This is a genomic window from Streptomyces sp. B5E4, from assembly GCF_039871555.1.
In the GTDB taxonomy this organism is placed as follows: domain Bacteria; phylum Actinomycetota; class Actinomycetes; order Streptomycetales; family Streptomycetaceae; genus Streptomyces.
The window spans coordinates 22,830-40,639 of sequence record NZ_JBDPMI010000043.1 but is presented as its reverse complement, the minus strand read 5'-3'; the positions used below and the strand labels follow the sequence as shown (position 1 = coordinate 40,639).

The 17,810-nt window shown below is 74.4% G+C and carries 16 protein-coding genes; 5 read left to right on the top strand and 11 right to left on the bottom strand.

Features of this window, described 5'->3' with window-relative positions:
- Positions 1-220 precede the first annotated feature (220 nt).
- The gene (gene guaA, locus ABGA99_RS33915) at positions 221-1,795 is read right to left on the bottom strand and encodes a glutamine-hydrolyzing GMP synthase (protein ID WP_347581073.1); all 1,575 of its coding nucleotides are present in this window, start codon (positions 1,793-1,795) and stop codon (positions 221-223) included.
- A gap of 288 nt (positions 1,796-2,083) precedes the next feature.
- On the opposite strand from guaA, the gene ABGA99_RS33910 reads away from it, so the two are divergent.
- Positions 2,084-2,410 (top strand): chorismate mutase, encoded by a 327-nt coding sequence (locus tag ABGA99_RS33910; RefSeq protein WP_347581072.1) that lies wholly within the window; start codon positions 2,084-2,086, stop codon positions 2,408-2,410.
- A gap of 78 nt (positions 2,411-2,488) precedes the next feature.
- Here the strand turns inward: ABGA99_RS33910 and ABGA99_RS33905 are convergent, their stop codons facing one another.
- Positions 2,489-2,953, bottom strand: a complete 465-nt coding sequence (locus ABGA99_RS33905) for an ATP-binding protein (protein WP_347581071.1) — start codon at positions 2,951-2,953, stop codon at positions 2,489-2,491.
- A gap of 172 nt (positions 2,954-3,125) precedes the next feature.
- On the opposite strand from ABGA99_RS33905, the gene ABGA99_RS33900 reads away from it, so the two are divergent.
- Positions 3,126-4,325 (top strand): helix-turn-helix transcriptional regulator, encoded by a 1,200-nt coding sequence (locus tag ABGA99_RS33900; protein ID WP_347584135.1) that lies wholly within the window; start codon positions 3,126-3,128, stop codon positions 4,323-4,325.
- A 10-nt stretch (positions 4,326-4,335) separates the two neighbouring features.
- Complete coding sequence (locus tag ABGA99_RS33895) at positions 4,336-4,701, top strand: hypothetical protein (protein WP_347581069.1); 366 nt, start codon at positions 4,336-4,338, stop codon at positions 4,699-4,701.
- 76 nt (positions 4,702-4,777) lie between these two features.
- Here ABGA99_RS33895 and ABGA99_RS33890 read toward each other — a convergent pair whose 3' ends face one another.
- The 5 genes from ABGA99_RS33890 to ABGA99_RS33870 all read right to left on the bottom strand — a co-directional run bounded on the left by ABGA99_RS33890 (position 4,778) and on the right by ABGA99_RS33870 (position 8,291).
- The gene (locus tag ABGA99_RS33890; RefSeq protein ID WP_347584134.1) at positions 4,778-5,950 is read right to left on the bottom strand and encodes an epoxide hydrolase family protein; all 1,173 of its coding nucleotides are present in this window, start codon (positions 5,948-5,950) and stop codon (positions 4,778-4,780) included.
- 86 nt (positions 5,951-6,036) lie between these two features.
- The gene (locus ABGA99_RS33885) at positions 6,037-6,210 is read right to left on the bottom strand and encodes a hypothetical protein (RefSeq protein WP_347581067.1); all 174 of its coding nucleotides are present in this window, start codon (positions 6,208-6,210) and stop codon (positions 6,037-6,039) included.
- A 249-nt stretch (positions 6,211-6,459) separates the two neighbouring features.
- The gene (locus ABGA99_RS33880; RefSeq protein WP_347581066.1) at positions 6,460-6,837 is read right to left on the bottom strand and encodes a VOC family protein; all 378 of its coding nucleotides are present in this window, start codon (positions 6,835-6,837) and stop codon (positions 6,460-6,462) included.
- 69 nt (positions 6,838-6,906) lie between these two features.
- Positions 6,907-7,485, bottom strand: coding sequence for an ankyrin repeat domain-containing protein (locus tag ABGA99_RS33875; RefSeq protein WP_347581102.1), 579 nt, complete (start codon positions 7,483-7,485; stop codon positions 6,907-6,909).
- A 242-nt stretch (positions 7,486-7,727) separates the two neighbouring features.
- Positions 7,728-8,291: a heme-binding protein gene (locus ABGA99_RS33870; RefSeq protein ID WP_347584133.1), complete on the bottom strand. Its 564-nt coding sequence runs from the start codon at positions 8,289-8,291 to the stop codon at positions 7,728-7,730.
- Between the two features lie 219 nt (positions 8,292-8,510).
- On the opposite strand from ABGA99_RS33870, the gene ABGA99_RS33865 reads away from it, so the two are divergent.
- Together ABGA99_RS33865 and ABGA99_RS33860 are read left to right on the top strand one after the other, a co-directional pair.
- Positions 8,511-9,770, top strand: a complete 1,260-nt coding sequence (locus tag ABGA99_RS33865) for a sensor histidine kinase (RefSeq protein WP_347584132.1) — start codon at positions 8,511-8,513, stop codon at positions 9,768-9,770.
- Positions 9,767-10,390: a response regulator transcription factor gene (locus tag ABGA99_RS33860; RefSeq protein WP_347581063.1), complete on the top strand. Its 624-nt coding sequence runs from the start codon at positions 9,767-9,769 to the stop codon at positions 10,388-10,390. Before ABGA99_RS33865 ends, ABGA99_RS33860 begins: the two co-directional genes overlap by 4 nt.
- 307 nt (positions 10,391-10,697) lie before the next feature.
- On the opposite strand, the gene ABGA99_RS33855 is transcribed toward ABGA99_RS33860, so the two are convergent.
- The 4 genes from ABGA99_RS33855 to ABGA99_RS33840 form a co-directional block, all read right to left on the bottom strand.
- Complete coding sequence (locus ABGA99_RS33855) at positions 10,698-12,944, bottom strand: hypothetical protein (protein ID WP_347584131.1); 2,247 nt, start codon at positions 12,942-12,944, stop codon at positions 10,698-10,700.
- A gap of 333 nt (positions 12,945-13,277) precedes the next feature.
- On the bottom strand, positions 13,278-14,903 hold the full coding sequence (locus ABGA99_RS33850; RefSeq protein WP_347581061.1) for a succinic semialdehyde dehydrogenase: 1,626 nt from the start codon (positions 14,901-14,903) through the stop codon (positions 13,278-13,280).
- Positions 14,904-15,060: 157 nt separating this feature from the next.
- Complete coding sequence (locus ABGA99_RS33845; RefSeq protein ID WP_347581060.1) at positions 15,061-16,665, bottom strand: serine/threonine-protein kinase; 1,605 nt, start codon at positions 16,663-16,665, stop codon at positions 15,061-15,063.
- A gap of 44 nt (positions 16,666-16,709) precedes the next feature.
- Positions 16,710-17,774 carry a winged helix DNA-binding domain-containing protein gene (locus ABGA99_RS33840; RefSeq protein WP_347584130.1) on the bottom strand — a complete coding sequence of 355 codons (1,065 nt, stop codon included), beginning with the start codon at positions 17,772-17,774 and terminating at the stop codon, positions 16,710-16,712.
- Between the last annotated feature and the right edge of the window lie 36 nt (positions 17,775-17,810).

The window sequence follows — 17,810 nt, the reverse complement described above, 5'->3', positions numbered from 1 at the left end:
CGCGGGTCACCGGCCGTATCGCTCTCCCCGCCCGACCGCGTACCGCCGGATTCCCCCGATCCGCCACCGGACCCCGTACCGCCCGCGGCGCCCGCCGCGGGCGGCCCCGTGTCGTCGCCCCCCGCGTCCACCGCCACCTCGTGCCCCCTTGACCGCAAGCCGTCCATGTGATGAGAGCGAATTCTGCCCTACCGGCCGTCCGCCGGAGTCGCCGGGCCGCTCACTCCCACTCGATCGTCCCCGGCGGCTTCGACGTGACGTCGAGAACCACGCGGTTGACGTCCGGCACCTCGTTCGTGATCCGCGTCGAGATCCGCGCCAGCACGTCGTACGGGAGCCGCGACCAGTCCGCCGTCATCGCGTCCTCCGACGACACCGGCCGCAGCACCACCGGGTGCCCGTACGTGCGCCCGTCGCCCTGCACGCCCACCGACCGCACGTCGGCGAGAAGCACCACCGGGCACTGCCAGATGTCGCGGTCGAGCCCCGCGGCCGTCAGCTCCTCGCGGGCGATGGCGTCCGCCTCGCGCAGCAGGTCGAGCCGGTCCTTCGTGACCTCGCCGACGATCCGGATGCCGAGCCCCGGGCCGGGGAACGGCTGGCGCTGCACCATCGCCTCGGGCAGCCCCAGCTCCTTGCCGACCATCCGGACCTCGTCCTTGAACAGCCGCCGCAGCGGCTCGACCAGCTCGAAGTCCAGGTCCTCCGGCAGCCCGCCGACGTTGTGGTGGGACTTGATGTTCGCGGTGCCGGTGCCGCCGCCGGACTCCACGACGTCCGGGTAGAGCGTGCCCTGGACGAGGAACCGCACCGACGCCCCGGACCTCCCCGCCGCGGCCACGATCTCGGCCTGCGCCTGCTCGAAGACCCGGATGAACTCCCGGCCGATGATCTTCCGCTTCTGCTCGGGGTCGGACACCCCTGCCAGCGCGGTGAGGAACCGCTCCGCCGCGTCGACCACCTTGAGCTGCACGCCGGTCGCGGCCACGAAGTCCTTCTCGACCTGCTCCGACTCGCCCTTGCGCATCAGCCCGTGGTCGACGTACACGCAGGTGAGCCGGTCCCCGATGGCCCGCTGGACGAGCGCCGCGGCCACCGCCGAGTCCACCCCGCCGGACAGCGCGCAGATCGCCTGCGCGTCGCCGACCTGGGCGCGGACGGCGGCGACGGACTCCTCCACGACGTTCGCGGTCGTCCACGTGGGGGCGAGGCCGGCGCCCCGGTAGAGGAAGTGCTCCAGGACGAGCTGGCCGTGGGTGGAGTGCATGACCTCCGGGTGGTGCTGCACGCCGTACAGCTTCCGCTCGTCGTCCTCGAAGGCGGCGACGGGCACGCCCGCGGTCGACGCGGTGACCGTGAAGCCCGCGGGGGCGGCGGAGCAGGCGTCGCCGTGGGACATCCAGACGTCCTGGCGCTCGGGGGTGCCCGTGAAGAGCGTCGAGTCGGGCCGGGAGACGTTCAGCTCCGTACGCCCGTACTCGCGGCTTCCGGTGTTGTCGACCGTGCCGCCGAGGGCCTGGGCCATGAGCTGGAAGCCGTAGCACATGCCGAAGACGGGCACGCCTGCGGTGAAGATCGCCGCGTCGATGCCGGGGGCGTTCTCCGCGTACACCGAGGAGGGGCCGCCGGAGAGGATGATCGCCTTGGGGTTCTTCGCCAGGATCTCCGGCACCGGCATCGTGGACGGCACGATCTCGCTGTAGATCCGGGCCTCGCGCACGCGGCGCGCGATGAGCTGGGCGTACTGGGCACCGAAGTCCACGACGAGAACGGTGTCGGGGGTCGCTGAGGTCACTGCTGCGGCCTTCCGGCGGTGGGAGGGGGAGATACCGCCGAGTCTATCGGCTGCGGCGTCTCACCATGCGGGCCGCCTTTGGCCACCGGGGGCCCGGGGTGAATACTGGCGGCCATGCGCACGCAGAGCTTCCTCTTTACCTATGGCGACCGGCCCGTCCGGCTGCCATGGTCGTGCGCTTGAGCTGACAAGCGACTTCCCAGGCGCCCCGGGCCGGCAGGCCCGGGGCGCGCTGCGTTGTCGCCGCCGGGATGCGGGCTCGGGGGCCGTGACCCCAGGAGCGACGAGATGAACGCAACCCGGTCGAGCGACCGCGCCACGACCCCCGTGCAGGACGGCACCACCGACCGGACCGGCGCGCGCATGGACGAGGCGGCGACGGAGATCACGGATACCCGCGAACGGATCGACGACCTGGACGCCCGGATCATCGCGCTGGTCGAGGAACGGATGGCGGTCTCGGCCCGCATCCAGAAGGCCCGCATCGCCTCCGGTGGCCGCCGCGTGAACCTCTCCCGCGAAATGGAGATCCTCGCCCGCTACCGCGACCGCCTGGGCCGCCCGGGCACCACCCTGGCGATGACGCTGCTGGAACTGTGCCGCGGCCGGGTGTGACCACGGCCCGACACCGCGACCGCCCGGGTGCTCCGACGACGGGGTCGGAGCACCCGGTACGACCCGAACCGGGACCGCTCACGGCCGTCCGAAGGACCCCTTGCCCGCTCCCCCGGATTCGTCTCCCACCGGATCGACGACCACAGCCCACACCGCCTTGCCGACCCCCTCCCGCTCGACCACGCCCCACCGGGATGCGAGCGCCTCTACCAGGAGCAGCCCGTAGCCACCGGACTCGTCCGGCACCCGCCGCACCGGCCACGCACCGGAGGCGTCGTGCACCTCGATACGCACCCCGCGGTCCTGCCGTACGAAGCGGGTCTGGATTTCCCGCCCCGCCGGCACGCGGGCATGCACAACGGCGTTCGTCACCAACTCCGACACCACCGGCACAGCCGACTCCTCGATCCCGGCCATCCCCCACCCGGCCAGGGCCTTGCGCAACCGAGCTCGTGCCAGCCCCACGCACCTGGGATGCCGACGCCACTGCCACTTCATCACGTGTGTGCTCGAAGCCCCTGAATCGTCTGCCTGTGCGGCCATCTCTCGGCCTCTCGTGGAAGTTGAAGCGGACCGACACCCAGTGAACGGCTGCAGTGCGGCCGTAACCACGTCACTTCCGCGGCAGTTGTGCCGCACGTCTGCTGCATCCACTACCGTGACCAGGGAAGACGGCATGCCGGGAGGACGAGGTATGGCGGACAGACGTGATCGCTTGGCGCTGCGCATCAAGGCGTGCGGCTACAGTCAGGAACGCTTGGCGCATGCCCTGTCCGTCGACCGCACCACGGTCGGCCGCTGGGTACGCGGCGAGGCGGCCCCGCAGGGATTCCTGTGGCCGAAGCTCGCGCGGCTCCTCAAGGTGACCCCGGCGGAGTTGGAGAGCCTGTTGACACCGGGCGAGACTCCGATGGCGGCCACTAGGTCGCAGAGGGGCGGCTCGGACGACGTGATCCGGCGTGACTTCTTACAGCTCATGACCATGGCAAGCGCGATGGTCTCCATGCCCACGCCGGCCGCGGCGACGGGATCGACGGGCTACACGAACATGGGCCCGCACCTGTGGCAGGTATACGCTCTGGCGTCGTCGAAGCAGTCTGTGTACCCCTTTGTCCGTGATCACGCGGTCGAGTTATCCGGGGCGCTTCGCGCGAGTCACGGAGCGGCACACAAGCGTCTCTGCGCGGACGCGGGGGACCTCTTCCAACTTGCCGGAGAGATCATGTTCGACGGCAACCGCTACACGGATGCGGCTCACTGCTACACCCTCGCGGCCAGCGCGGCGCGGGAGGCCGGGGATCCGGACCTGTGGGCCTGTGCCCTGACACGGCACGCCTACATCGGGCTGTACGGAGGCCAGAGGTACGAGGAAACCGCTCCGCTGGTGGAGCTGGCGCGTGACGTGGCCCGGCGCGGAGATGCGCAGCTTTCCACTCGGCACTGGGTTGCCGCGGTGCAGGCCGAACTCTTCGCGGCCATAGGTGATCTCGACTCGTGCAAGCGGTCCCTGGATGAAGCCGAGGAAGTCCATTCGCTCTCCGGCCCCGTGCACAACGGCGGGTGGTTGAGGTTCGACGGCTCCCGCCTCGCCGAGGAACGTGGCACGTGCTTCACCAAACTCCAGCGACCTGATCTGGCCGAGGACGCACTCAACGCGGCGTTGAGGCAGTTGCCTCCCTCATCTCGCCGACGGGGTGGCATTCTGGCGGATCTGGCCCTGATCGGGGTGCAGCGACGTGACATCGACCACATCGTGTCGTACGCGAGCGAGGCGCTGCGGATCGCACGGCAACGCGGGTCCGGCTGGATCGGCCGCAAACTCCTCGCGCTCAGGACGGAACTCGAACCGCTGAAGCCTGACCACAGAGTGAGAGACCTGACAGAGCAGATTTCTGCGCTGAGTTTCTCAGCATGAAAGGAGATCCGTGGACACCGAGGAAGGCCGCATCTTTCGCGAGGCGTGGATCGAGGGTGTGAGGAAGCACTTTCCCGGAGAGCCGAAACCGGGGTACGTCACTCCGTGGGAGGAGACCCCGGGCTGGGAGCGGGAGTCCGCGGCGGCCGTGTGCCGTCAGGTACGGGAGTTCATCAGGCTGTCAGGCGGCAGCACGGTTCGGCTGAGCAGGGAACAGCGCGGGCGCTTCGTCGCCACCTGCTGGATTGCGCAGATCCATCACCGTATCGAGGACCCGAAGCCAGGTTATGTGGCGGACTGGTCCGAGCTTCCCGCATGGCAGCAGGAGACGGACGCGGACATCTTCGACGCGATCGAGAGGGCGACCACCCCGTAGCCGACCGCTCGACCGGGTCATGATGGCCGGGCTTCCGGATCGGGCGGTGGCTCGGCGCCGGGATACCGGGATGGGTTCAGCGGGGTGCGGCCAGTACTGCCGCCAGGCCATCTTGCAGATCCTTGACGAAAAGCTCGGGGACCTCCAGCGACGGGAAGTGTCCCCCGCTCTCGGGCAGGCTCCATCGGACGATCCGGCGGTACCGCTCCTGTGCCCAGGGGCGCGGGCACTTCTCGACGTCGCGGGGATACCCGGTGATGGCCGACGGGACGTCGACCCGGAGTCCGGGGTCGAGCGAGTTGTGGCTTTCGTAGTAGATGCGGGCCGCCGACGCGCCGGTCCGGGTCAGCCAGTACAGGGTGACGTCGTCGAGGATGCGGTCTCGGGACATCGTCTCGAACGGGCTGTCCTCGGTGTCCGACCACTCGGCGAACTTGTCGAGGATCCAGGCGAGAAGCCCGACCGGTGAGTCGACCAGCGAATAGCCGATGGTCTGCGGCCGGGTCGCCTGCTGCTTCGCGTATGCCGCGCGGTGGCGCCAGAAATCACGGGTCTCCTCGGCCCACGTGCGCTCTTCCGCCGTCAGCCCGTCCGTCGTCAGACCGGGCGGTCCCTCCGCGAAGGTCGTGTGGATGCCGAGGACGTGCGCCGGGAACCTGCCGCCGAGGACCGTGGTGATGTTGCCGCCCCAGTCGCCGCCGTGGGCCGCGAACTCGGGGTAGCCCAGCCTTCCCATCAGTTCCACCCAGGCGCCCGCGATCTTTTCTGTTCCCCACCCGGTGGTGGCCGGCCTGTCGCTGTAGCCGAAGCCCGGCAGCGACGGGACCACGACGTGGAAGGCCGGCGTGTCCGCGTCTTTCGGTTCCGCCAGCTCGTCCACCACATCGATGAACCGCACGATGCTGTCCGGCCAGCCGTGCGTCAGGATCAGGGGAACGGCATCCGCGCGCGCGGATCGCCGGTGCAGGAAGTGGATTCCCAGATCGTCGATGGTCGTACGGAACTGGCCGATCCGGTCGAGGCGTTCTTCGAACGACCGCCAGTCGTACCCGGTGCGCCAGTAGTTCACGACATCGACGAGGTCGGCGAGCGGAACGCCCTGTGCCCATCGGCCAGGGCCGGGCGCGGCCCGATGGACCGTCTCGGCCTCCGGCAGCCTCGCCGCGGTCAGTCGCGCGCGCAGATCGTCGAGGTCGGCGTCGGTCGCACGGGCTTGGAATGCCTGCACGTCGTGATGTGGACGAGGCATGAGACCTCCTGGCCATCGGAACCGGCTGTGGGGGAACCGTAACCCCGGACCTGGTGGATGGGGGAAGGGGAGAACCGACGCGGGCGTCAGCCGGGACGGCAGTCCTCCGGCTGGACCACGATGCCGCCGAAGCGGGCTTCGTTCGCCCAGTAGCGAACCCCGTCGACCAGTACCAGGCCGTCGGCCGTGACCTGCTCGCATTCTGTGTCGTCGTCCCGGTGGACCGCCATGAAGCCGCCGCTCAGGCCGGTGTTGAACATCTTGATCGGGCGGCCCGCCAGATCCGTTGCCCGGCGTGGGCATGCGTGGCACAGCGCCCTCGGGTACCGGGCGCTCCACGGCCTGGGGGTGCCGTCATGGGGGCACATGCTCATGGGGCGTCGGCCGGTGGACAGGTGCACCCCCTCCCGCAGGAGCTCGTGCGCTTGTCTACTCGTCCGAGCCGGACCTGTCCAGGCCCGCACTTCGCCACCTCCCCCCGTCGACCTGATCGACGGGGGGTCTGGCGGCTACCGCGTGCCGGCTACGCCGATCACGTGGCCCTCGGGGTCGGTGAACCGGCCGACCACCAGGGTTCCGGGGGTTCCCTCGGGGCCCATCAGGCGTCTGCCGCCGAGGCTTTCGGCCTTCTGGAGTGCGGCTTCCACGTCGGGCACGCCTACGTAGAACAGAACGCGTCCTTCGTAGCCCTCGCCGCCGCCGACGCCGCCGTTGATCCCGCCGTCCGTCGTGCTGCCGTCCACGAAGCCGTAGTCGCCCGGCTGGGAGACGGACTCGGTGGCCGCGTCGCCGACGCCGAACTCCCATCCGAACAGCTCGCCGTAGTAGCTCCGGAGCTTCGCGGGGTCACGTCCGATGACCTCGAAGTGCACCACGGGGTTTCCCATGGGACGTCCTTTCCATGCTGATTGCCGGGTCGTCGGTCATCGACTCGGGCGGGCGGCGAAAGTCATCGGTCAGGCGCGTTCCAGGAGCGCGGCGATCTCCGTGAAGCCGCGGTCGTTCGCGTGCCGGAGCGGGGTCACGCCGTCCCTGTCGGCGATGTCCGGGTCCGCGTCGGCGGCGAGGAGGAGCGCGACGATCTCCTGGTGGTCCTTGCCGCCGTCGCCGAGGATCACCGCTTCGAGGAGGGCCGTCCAGCCGAGGTCGTTGACGTGGTCGACGTCCATGTCGGTGTGCTCGGTGACCCAGCGGACGTACGCGACGTGGCCGCGTTCCGAGGCCGGGATCAGCGACGTGCCGCCGAAGCGGTTGGTGACCGTCAGGTCCGGGGTGCGGTCGCCTGACATCAGGAGGCGGGCCATCTCCGTGCCGCCGGTGACGCCGGTGACGAGCCAGGCGCTGTCGCTGCGGTCGTCCTGGGCGTCGGGGTCGGCACCGGCGGCGACGAGAGGGCGGGCGGCGGCGACGTGATCACCGAGGGCGGCGAGGAGGAGCGGGGTGCGGCGGTGGTCGTCGCGGGCCTCCGGGCGGGCGCCGGCGTCGAGGGCGGCGCGTACGGCGTCGGCGTCGCCGCGCTCGGCGGCGTCGAGCAGGTCGCGGTCCCGGGCGGGGTCGCGGGGCGGGGTGGTGTCGCGGGGGGTCGCGCTGTCGGACACGGGGCCTCCTGGGGTGGTGGACGTGGCGGCCGGTGTGCCGGAGGACGGCGGGCCCGGGTCCGGTTCGCCCGCGCCCGCGCAGCCGGCCACGGCGACGAGCGCCGCCACTACGGCGCCGGCCGCCGCCGCGCCGCCGCGCAGGCCGCGGCGGCGGGCGGACGGGTGCGGGCGGCCCGGCATCAGCGGCCCAGCGCGGCGACGCCGGCTTCCGCGTACGCCTCGTCCTGGGCGCCGCTCGGCGCGCCGGCCACGCCGATGCCCGCGATCGGGGTGTCGTTCGCCTGCACCGGGGCGCCCCCGGCCAGGAACAGGGTGCCCGGGATGTCCTTCAGGTTCGGGGCGTCGTCCAGCCGCTCGACGAGGTCGGAGGTGGGGGCGTTCCAGGAGACGGCGGTGTACGCCTTGCGCTCCGCGGACTCGTACGACTGCGGCCCCGCGCCGTCGCCGCGGACGGTGACGAGGGTGTTGCCGTTGCGGTCGACCACGGCGACCGTCACCCGCCGGCCGTCCTTCTCGGCCGCCTTCAGCGCCGCCTGGGCGGCCTCCAGCGCGGCGTCGTCGGTCAGGTGGCGGGTGGTGGTGAGGTCCTCGCCGGCGACACCGCCCGTGGCCGGCGCTGCCGCGGCCGGTGCCGCCGCCGGCTCCGCCGTCGCGGTCGCGGCGGCGCCCAGGACGCTGCCGCCGACGACGGCCGCCGCGGCGGCGCCGGTCAGGACACGGGCGCGGATCGAGAGCTTCTTCATGGTGGGCGTTCCCTCCGGTACGTACGGTACGTGGACTGCGGTCGAGCCCGGCGGCCCGCGCCTCCCGGCGCGTACCGCCTGCTCCGTACCTCCACCCTCGGCCCGCCCCGCGCCCCCGCGGGTCGGCGGTGCGGATGCCGTCGGGCGGCGGTCCGGGGGACACCGGGGTCAGCCGAACGGCTGATGCGGCGGGGTGCCCCCGCGCGGTACGAAGCGAGGATGAACGTGCCCACCGACCCCCTCGGCCCGCTCCGGGCCGATCCGGACGCGGGCCGGCTGCGCGCGGTGCTGCACGCCGCCTTCTTCCTGCTGCTCGCCGCCTCCCTCGCCCGCTATCTGCTGCGCCACCCGGGCAGCGGGCTCACCCCGTGGGTCGTGGGGCTGACGGCGGCGCTGGTCGCGGTGTACGTGAGCGGGCGCGGCGGGCTCGGCAGGCCGGCGGGGCGGGTGTGGCTGGCGGTGCTCGTGGGGGTGTGGGTGGTGCTCGTGGTGTGCGCGCCGAGCTTCGCCTGGAGCGGGGTGCCGCTCTTCTACGCCGCGCTGCGGATCCTGCCGGCCCGCGCCGCGCTGTGGCTGATCGGGGCGCTCACGGTCCTCGTGGTCGCCGCCCAGGTGCGTATCGCCAGGAACGACGGCGACCTGCCCATTCTCATCCTCGGCCCGCCCGCGGTCGCCGCCCTGGCGGCGGCGGTCTTCGTCTCCATGCAGCGGCAGTCCGCGCGGCAGCGCGCGCTGATCGAGGACCTGGTGCGTACCCGACGCGAACTCGCCGCCACCGAACGCCGCGAGGGCACCCTCGCCGAGCGGCAGCGGCTCGCCGCGGAGATCCACGACACCCTGGCGCAGGGGCTGTCCAGCCAGCGGATGCTGCTGCAGGCGGCGGAGCGCACATGGCGGACGGATCCCGACGCGGCGATGCGGCACGTCGGGATCGCCGCCGCCGTCACCGACCGCAACCTCGCCGAAGCCCGCCGCTTCGTGCACGACCTCGCCCCCGCGGACCTCGCCGGGGGCGGCGGTCTGGCGGAGGCGCTGGCGCGGCTGGCGGAGCGGGAGAGCGGGGCGGGCGGGGGTCCCGAGGTGGTGTTCCGGCAGGACGGTACGCCGCCGGAGCTGCCGGAGCGTACGCAGGCGGCGCTGCTGCGCGTCGCGCAGGGGGCGGTCGCCAACGCGCGCGAGCACGCGGGCGCCGCGCATGTGGCGCTCACCCTCAGCGACCTCGGCGACCAGGTGGTGCTGGACGTCGCCGACGACGGCCGCGGCTTCGACCCGGAGACGGTCCCGGGCCCGGGGGCGGCGCGGGGGCACGGGCTGCCCGCGATGCGGGCACGGCTGCGGCAGCTCGGCGGGGAGCTGACAGTGGAGTCGGCGCGGGGCGAGGGGACGGTGCTGTCGGCGGCTGTGCCGGCAGGGGGCGCGGTACGGGACGCGGGGCGGGACCCGGGCCCGGCGCAGGAGAGGGAAGGGACTTCGTCGTGACCGTCCGCGTCCTGCTCTGCGACGACCACGCCGTCGTCCGCGCCGGGCTGCTCGCGCTGCTGTCGAGCGCCCCGGACATCGACGTCGTCGGCGAGGCCGGCACCGGGGAGGAAGCACTCGCGACGGCGGCGAAGCTGCGCCCGGACATCGTGCTGATGGACCTGCAACTCGGCCCCGGCATGGACGGCGTGACGGCCACGCGCCGCATCGTCGCCGAACTCCCCGGCACCCGAGTGCTGGTGCTCACGACGTACGACACGGACGCGGACATCACCCGCGCGGTCGGCGCGGGCGCGACGGGCTATCTGCTGAAGGCGGAGCGGCCGGAGGAGCTGTTCTCGGCGATCCACGCGGCGGCGGAGGGCCGCACGGTGCTGTCACCGCCGGTGGCGGACCGGGTCATGGCCCAGCTCCGCACCCCGCGGCCGACGCTGACGGACCGCGAGCGCGACATCCTGGCGCAGCTCGCCCGGGGCAGCTCGAACCGCGAGATCGCGCGGGCGCTGTTCATCAGCGAGGCGACGGTGAAGACCCACCTGGGCCGGATCTACGACAAGTTGGGAGTGGACTCCCGCGCGGCCGCGGTGGCGGTCGCGAACGAGCGGCGGCTGCTGGGCTGAGCGGCGGGAAGAGGGCGTGCCACGACCGGGTGACGCCGAAGCACGGTCCGGGCGGACGGGCCGGGGCCCGGCCCGGCGAGGCGGGCGCATACGGTCCGGCTCTTGCGGCCGGAGATCCGCGGCGCGGCCGGGGCGGGAGGCGCGCGCGGCCGGTCCCGCAGGCGGCTGCACGCGCGCCGTCAGGCGTCAGTCGGTGCGCCGGCTCGCCGCGCGGGCAGACAGACCCGGCCCGGCGTGCGCCGTCGCGGACGCGCTGCCGCCGCGCGCCGCCCGGGTTGTCTGTACGCCGCGTAACCCCGCCCCGTCCTCAGGGCACCGGGTCCGGGCCCGCCCGGGGCGTGGTCGGCCGGCTGGGCGGGTCGGCGGGCGTGGGGGCGAAGAGGGGGGCCAGCTCCGACAGGTCCAGGGCCTGCAGTGCCTCCGCCAGCGTGCTGCGGGGGCGGCGGGTGCCCGCCGTGCGCAGGACGCCCGTGAGCGGTCTGGCGTCCGCGACCGCCAGTGCGGCGGCGATCGCCTCCCCGGCGTCCCGTACCTCCGCGAACTGCGCCACCCGCCCGGTGCCGCCCCGCGGTGCCCGCTCCGGCCCGGCCGGCGCCGCGCCGCCGCCTCCCGGCGACGCGCTCTGCGCCACGTCCCGTACGGTCGCCGCCACCGATGTCGCGCCCGACGCGCGCCAGGTGAACTCCGCGGTCCGCTCCCCGCCCCGGTACACCGCGATCCCCGCCGCGCCGTCCGCCGCGAACAGCGCCACCGCGGGCCAGCCCTCGCCCCGCGTCATCGCCGCCGCGGCGGCGAGCAGCAAGTCGGGCGACGGCGGTTCCCCCGCCGCCGTACGGCCCCGCGGCCACCGGCCGGGCGCCCGCCCGGGCGCACGCACCGGCGGCCGGCCGAGCTCCGGGCGCTGCCGGGTGCGCAGTTGGGCGCAGGTGCGGGCGCTGCCCGTGGCGGTCAGGCGCAGCCGCAGCCCCGCCGCGTGGGCCGCCTTGGCGACCGCGGCCGGCGGCGCCGTGCAGACGACGATCCCGGCGTACGGGACCGGTTCGGGCGCGGCGCCGGTCCCCGAGGGCCCGAAGGCCGCCCCGGGGCCCGGGGCGTTGTCCGGGCGGGGGCCGAACAGCGGGACACGCCGGGCGAGTTGCGCCCGTACCTCCTGGCGGGCCAGGAGGAAGCGGCGCCGGATGGCCTCGGCGTCGTCGCCGGGCTGCGCCCAGGGCACGCCGCGGGCGTCCGAGCCGACGGCGCGGAAGACCTCCAGCGCCTCGTCCCAGCGCCGGGCGCGGACGAGCGCGGCGGCGAGGCAGTTGCGGAAGCCCGCGGCCTCGGGGTCGCCGGGCTCGTAGTGCGCGGACAGCTCCAGCGCGCGTTCGACGGCCCAGGTGGTGGACGTGCCGGGCGTGTCGCCGTGGTCGGGCGCGCCGGACGGTGCGCTGCGTGCCCGGCACACGCCGAGCGACGCGGCCTCCAGCGGCAGCGCGTGCAGCAGCGAACCCGGCAGCGCCTCCTCCGCCGACTCCTCCGCGAAGACCATCAGCTCCTCGACGTCCGCGCCCCCGACGATGCCGAGGTAGCGCAGCGCGGCGACGTGCGCGCCGTGGTGGCCGGGCGCGCGGACGACCGCCTCGGCGAACCGGGAGACGAACGCCTCCCGCGGCGCCCGTACGGCGGTGGCGTGGTCGAGGGCGATGCGCCACGGCACGGGGTCGCCGGGCGCCTGCGCCGCGGCCAGCCGGACGAGGGGCAGCACGTCGCGCAACACCGCCCGGGGGTCGGTGGCGGGGAGGCCGCCGGCGCCGTACGGGCCCCGGTGCCGCCGCCCGCCGCCGGCACCGGCCGCTCCGGCCGCGCCGCCCGCTCCGGTACGGGGAGTCCCGCCGCCCCCCGGCGCCGGGCCCCCCGGTCCGGCGCCGGGGGGCGCCCCCGCGCCGGCCTCCGGCCCCACGCCCCGCGCCGGCCCCGTCCCCGTACCGGGCCGTCCGTGCTCCGATGCCGTGCCCGGCCGTCCGTACCCGGGCCCCGCGCCCGGCACCCCGTACCCCGGCCACGACTCCGCGTCGGCCACCCCGGCCCACGCGCCGCCCGCCCCGTCGCCGTCCCCGGCACCGGCCCCGCCAGGAGCCCCCGGGTCCGCCCACGGGCCCTGCGCCGACCCGCCGCCCCGCCGCCGTACGCCCCACCCCTCGAACCGCCGCCTGCGCGGCCCGTACTTCTCCACCCGCCACGCCAGCAGCAGCCGCTCCGCCTCGACCACCGCCGCGTCCCCGCACTCCGGGTCCCACTCCCGCCACCGCCGCAGCCACCCGTCGTCGTCGAGGGCCGCGGTCGCCAACTCCGCGACGTAGGTGTCCCGTCGCTCCCACTCCGCCGCCCGCCCGGCACCGGCGAGGAGTTCGCGGGCCGGGCGGAAGTCGCCCGCCTCGGCGGCCGGGAGGACCGCCCGGACGCGGTGGCCCGGGGCGTCCAGCAGGACGTCTTCGTCGAGGGGCAAGTCGGCGCCGACCCAGGAGTAGTGGCGCACCACGCGCGGGAACGTCACAAGGGGCCGGAGGAAGTGCATGGCACTGCATTCAAGGCCATACGAACCCCCGCGTTCCAGACTCCTACGGTGACGATCCGATATCCGAAGCGGAGTCCGGTCCATCCAGTCACAGAATGGTTTCAGCAGGAGGGACGGGCAGGGGCAAATCCGTTCTCACCGGTCACCCGGTCGGCGTCCGGGTGGCGTGACCGCCACCACACCCGGTTCGTTGAACCGGATGCGGTGACCGGATGCAGGGGACAGCAGCCCGGTCCCGGCAGGGATGCGGCCGGCTCCGGGGACGCCCGGACCGGCCGTCCCCGCGCCGGCGCCCGGATACGCGCCGCGCCCCCGGCTCCGCACGCCCCCGCCTCAGCGGAAGCGCAGCGCCTTCAGCGCCCGCAGCCCGCGGCTCATGAACGCCGCGTAGCCCTTGTCGTCGTCGTACCGCAGCGGCCCCAGCGCGAACGGCGCCAGCGGTACCACTCGTTGCTGCGCCACCGTCTGCGACTCCGTGTACTTCAGGATCCCCTCCGAGCCGTGCCGTCGGCCGACCCCGGAGTCCTTCATTCCGCCCATGGGCGCCTGCACGCTGCCGTACGCGGCCCCGTAGCCCTCGTTGATGTTCACCGTGCCCGTCTGCAGCCGGGCGGCGATCCGGCCGCCCCGGCGGCCGTCCTTCGTCCACACGCTCGCGTTCAGCCCGTACGGCGTCGCGTTGGCGCGCGCGACGGCGTCGTCCTCGTCGCGGAAGCGGTAGACCGAGACGACCGGCCCGAAGGTCTCCTCGTCGCAGACGGTCATGCCGGGCTCGACGCCGTCGAGGATCGTCGGCTCGTAGAAATACGGGCCCACATCCGGCCGCGCCCGCCCGCCGGCCAGCACCTCGGCGCCCTTGCCGACGGCCTCGTCCACGTGCCGGGTGACGGTCTCCAACTGCTGCCCGCTGACCAGCGAGCCCATGTCGGCGCCGTAGCCGAGGGTGTTGCCCAGGCGCATGGCCTTGGTCCTGGCGACGAAGCGGGCGAGGAACGCGTCGGCGATCGACTCGTGCACGTACAGCCGCTCGACGGAGATGCACAACTGCCCCGCCGACGCGAACGCCGCGCGCACCGCGCCCTCCGCAGCCTTCTGCACGTCGGCGTCGGCGAGCACCAGCATGGGGTTCTTGCCGCCCAGCTCCAGCGAGGCGCCGACGAGCCGGGCCGCGGCGCCCTGGGCGACCTCGCGTCCGGTGCGGGTGGAGCCGGTGAAGGAGACGTAGTCGGCGTGCCGGACGATCTCGGGGCCGACGACCGGTCCCGGGCCGATCACGACCTGCCACACCTCCTCCGGCAGCCCCGCCTCGATCAGCTTCCGGCGCGCCCACAGGGCGGTCAGCGGGGTCTTGGAGTCGGGCTTCATGACGAGCGCGTTGCCCGCGGCGAAGGCCGGCAGGGCGTCGCCGACGGAGAGTTCGAGCGGGTAGTTCCAGGGCGCGATCTGGCCGACGACGCCGCGCGGGTGACGCAGCTCGGTCACCTTGGTCAGCGTCGGCAGCGCGCCGGTGTGGCGCCTGGGGGCGAGGTAGGCGGGAGCCCGGCGGCCGTAGTGACGGGCGGCCAGCGCGACGGCCTGCACCTCCTCGTGCGCGTGCAGCCGCGCCTTGCCGGTCTCCAACTGCACGAGGTCGAGGACCTCGTCCTGGTCGCGCAGCAGCAGGTCGTGGAAGCGGAGCAGCACGGCGGCCCGCCGGCGTACGGGCCTGGCCGCCCAGGCGCGCTGCGCGGCGCGGGCCCGCTCGAACGCGGTCTCCACGTCCGCGGGCTCCGCCTCGGGGACGTCGGCCAGCACCTCGCCGGTCAGCGGGGACCGGACGGCGACGGTGCCGGTGCCGGCGACGCCGCGGGTCAGGCGCTCGACGAGCGCGGGCGTGACGAACTCGGCGGCGACGGCGCCGGCGGTGCGGGCGCCGTCCGAAGCGGAAGCGGTGGGGTTGCCTACGGCGGTCTCCGTCATACGGCCGAGGGTAGGACTCCGGCGGCGCCTTTGGATACCTGCCGGTAACCGAATTCCGCCAGCGATTGCTGGCTCATACGTTCGGGGCCGTACCGGCGCCGGTGGCCGGCCGGCGTCCCGGCGGCCGCCGGCCTGTACCGGCGACCGCCCCGCCCCGTCACATGTCCTGGATGTCGAGTGAGTCGACGACTTCCTCGAAGACCCGCTCGCCGTCCCGCTTGCCCTCGCCCGCGGCCGGCATCTGCACGGTCAGGTGCCAGCCGATGTTGTCGTCGTTGACGTAGAAGAACTCCCGGCTGCGCATCTCGGTCTCGTCCTCGTACCCCTCGTCGCGGGTCCAGGTCGTGACCATCTCGGCGGCGTCCTTCCCCCGGTACTCGAACTCCGTGACCGAGCCCTCGACGTCGGAGCTCAGCTCGGTGCAGCTCAGATCCTCGCCCTTGTCACACGCCAGCGTCTGGTTGGCCTCGCTCAGCGCGCTGTCCTCGTTGCCCGCGGAGCGGGTGAGCCACAGGCTGGGCGTACCGCCCGGGTCCGTGTACGTGACCGTGCCCTCGTCGACGCTGCGCTTGTAGTCCTCCGGCACCGCCAGCGACGCCTTGAGCTGTTCCGTCTCGTCGTACGTCTTCCAGCCCGCCGGCGCGTCGTCGCCGCCGCCGAACGGGTTCACCAGCGCCAGCACCAGCGCCGCCACCACGGCTATCGCCCCGCCGAGCACGCCCAGCCGCCCGCCGCGCCCCTCGGGCAGCGCCGCCGCCATCCTCCCGCCGCGGCCGCCGCCCGCGCTGTCCGCGCCGCCCGCCACCGGGGCGATCATCGTCTGCGCCGGCACCGGCCTGGCCACCGCCTCCAACTGCCGGCGCACCTCGTCCGGCGCGGGCCGCGCCGCCGGGTCCTTGCGCAGCAACTGCATCACGACCGTGCCCAGCGCCCCGGACCCGCGCGCGGGCGCCGCCGGTTCGGCGGAGAGCACGGCCTGCAGCGTCGCCGGCGCGGTCTGCCTGCGGTACGGGGACATGCCCTCCACCGCCGCGTACATCACCACGCCCAGCGACCACAGGTCCGACTCGGGCCCCGGCCGCTGGCCGAGCACCCGCTCCGGCGCGATGTACTCCGGCGACCCGACGAACGCGCCGGTCTCCGTGAGCCCCTGCTCCCCCTCGATCTGCGCGATGCCGAAGTCGGTGAGCACGACGCGGTCGTACCGGCCGAGCAGCACGTTGTCGGGCTTGACGTCGCGGTGCAGGATCCCCGCCTCGTGCGCGGCGGTCAGCGCGCCGAGCACGGCGCCGCCGATCCGCGCCACCTCGCGCGGGTCGAGGGTGCCCTCGGTGAGCTGGTCGCCGAGGGAGCGCCCGCGGACCAGCTCCATCACGATCCAGGGCCTGCCGTCCTCCATCACCACGTCGTGCACGGTGACGACGGAGGGGTGGTCGATCCGGGCGGCGGCGCGGGCCTCGCGCTGCATCCGCTCGTACGCCGTCTGCCGTGTCCGCTCGTCGAGGTCGGCGGGCAGCCGGGGCTCCTTCACGGCGACGTCGCGGTCGACGACCTCGTCGTGGGCCCGCCACACGGTGCCCATGCCGCCGACGCCGAGCCGGGCGGCGAGGCGGTAGCGCCCGCCGATCAGCCGGCCCACCGCGGGATCGGCGACGACCTGCGTGGCCGCGGCCTCCTGCGCAGCGCCGTTGGCGTTCTGCTGCGGTGGCCGCAGGCCGTAGCTCGTGGGCTCGTCCCCCACCTTGTCCCCCTCGTCCGTCATGGCACCATCAATAGCGCACTACCGCGCGGTCGCTTCCCCGGATATCAGCTCTGTAGAAAACGTGCGACATCGGCGGTCTCCGCCGTGACATCCGCCGCAGCCCGGTCGGGGCCCTCGGCGAACATGCGGACCTGCACGTTTCCCTTCCGCGGGCCGGTCCATGTACCGGCCGCGCGGCCATTTACGGTAACAGCGGCGCGAATCTGCCCGCCCCCGGGGCGGACGGCGCGGACGAAGTCAGGAGGGATGGCGGCGTCGCGGTCGCGCCAGCCGAGCCAGTAGTCGTCGTAGGCGGGGAGGAGGCGGACGTCGGGGGAGGGGTCCGGCCCGTCCGCGCCCGTCTCGCCCGTGCCCTGCTCGTCCGTGCCCTGCTCGTCCGTGCCCTGCTCGTGCGGCGCCGCCTCCGGCCATACGCGGCGGGCCGTGCCCGGCGGCAGGCCGGACCAGACGGCGAAGTCGTCGGGGGCGGCGGGGCCGTGGCCGCGCAGGTAGCGCCGTACCAGCTCGCGCACCGCGGCGTCGCCGGCCGGCTGCGGGCCGGCCGGGGGCGGCAGCCAGTCGCGCAGCGCCACGTACGTGGGCTCACCCGCGCGCAGCGGCCCGTGGCAGACCAGCCCGGCGAGCGCCGCCCTGCGGATGACGTGGATCGGCGCCTGCCCTTCGGGCTCGACGCCGACGCGCGCCAGGCGCTCGGCCAACTCGGCCCGGGTCAGCGGCCCGTGCGCGGCGACCGCGTCCACGACGACGCGCTCCGCGCGCCCGTACACGTCCTCGTCCAGCCCGAGGTCGCGGTGGCGCCGGGCGGCGCGGGAGACGAGACGGGGGCCGTAGAGGGCGAGCAGCCAGTGCACGTCGGCCGCGGGCACGAGGTGCAGCGTGCCGCGCATGAACCACCCGCGGACCAGGGTCCGCCGGTCCTCCAGCGCCTCGCGGACGGCGGTGCGGGTGAGCCCGCGCGCGCGGGCCCGCAGCCCGAGCGCCGCGGCCTCCACGTCCTGCGCCTGCACGGCGAACACACGCGCCACGACCTCCTCGGCACCGGTGCACCGCACGCCCCCGGCGACACACTGGGACCGCGCCCGCGCCAGGAACACGGCGGGGCCGGTCACGGACCCGCTCCCTCCGCGCGGCGCCGCGGGCGCGCG

Coding starts and splice junctions, on each gene's coding strand:
- ABGA99_RS33910 (WP_347581072.1), top strand. CDS start 2,084: ATGAACGCAACCCGGTCGAGCGACCGCGCCACGACCCCCGTGCAGGAC.
- ABGA99_RS33905 (WP_347581071.1), bottom strand. CDS start 2,953: ATGGCCGCACAGGCAGACGATTCAGGGGCTTCGAGCACACACGTGATG.
- ABGA99_RS33890 (WP_347584134.1), bottom strand. CDS start 5,950: ATGCCTCGTCCACATCACGACGTGCAGGCATTCCAAGCCCGTGCGACC.
- ABGA99_RS33885 (WP_347581067.1), bottom strand. CDS start 6,210: ATGTTCAACACCGGCCTGAGCGGCGGCTTCATGGCGGTCCACCGGGAC.
- ABGA99_RS33880 (WP_347581066.1), bottom strand. CDS start 6,837: ATGGGAAACCCCGTGGTGCACTTCGAGGTCATCGGACGTGACCCCGCG.
- ABGA99_RS33870 (WP_347584133.1), bottom strand. CDS start 8,291: ATGAAGAAGCTCTCGATCCGCGCCCGTGTCCTGACCGGCGCCGCCGCG.
- ABGA99_RS33865 (WP_347584132.1), top strand. CDS start 8,511: ATGAACGTGCCCACCGACCCCCTCGGCCCGCTCCGGGCCGATCCGGAC.
- ABGA99_RS33855 (WP_347584131.1), bottom strand. CDS start 12,944: ATGCACTTCCTCCGGCCCCTTGTGACGTTCCCGCGCGTGGTGCGCCAC.
- ABGA99_RS33850 (WP_347581061.1), bottom strand. CDS start 14,903: ATGACGGAGACCGCCGTAGGCAACCCCACCGCTTCCGCTTCGGACGGC.
- ABGA99_RS33845 (WP_347581060.1), bottom strand. CDS start 16,665: ATGACGGACGAGGGGGACAAGGTGGGGGACGAGCCCACGAGCTACGGC.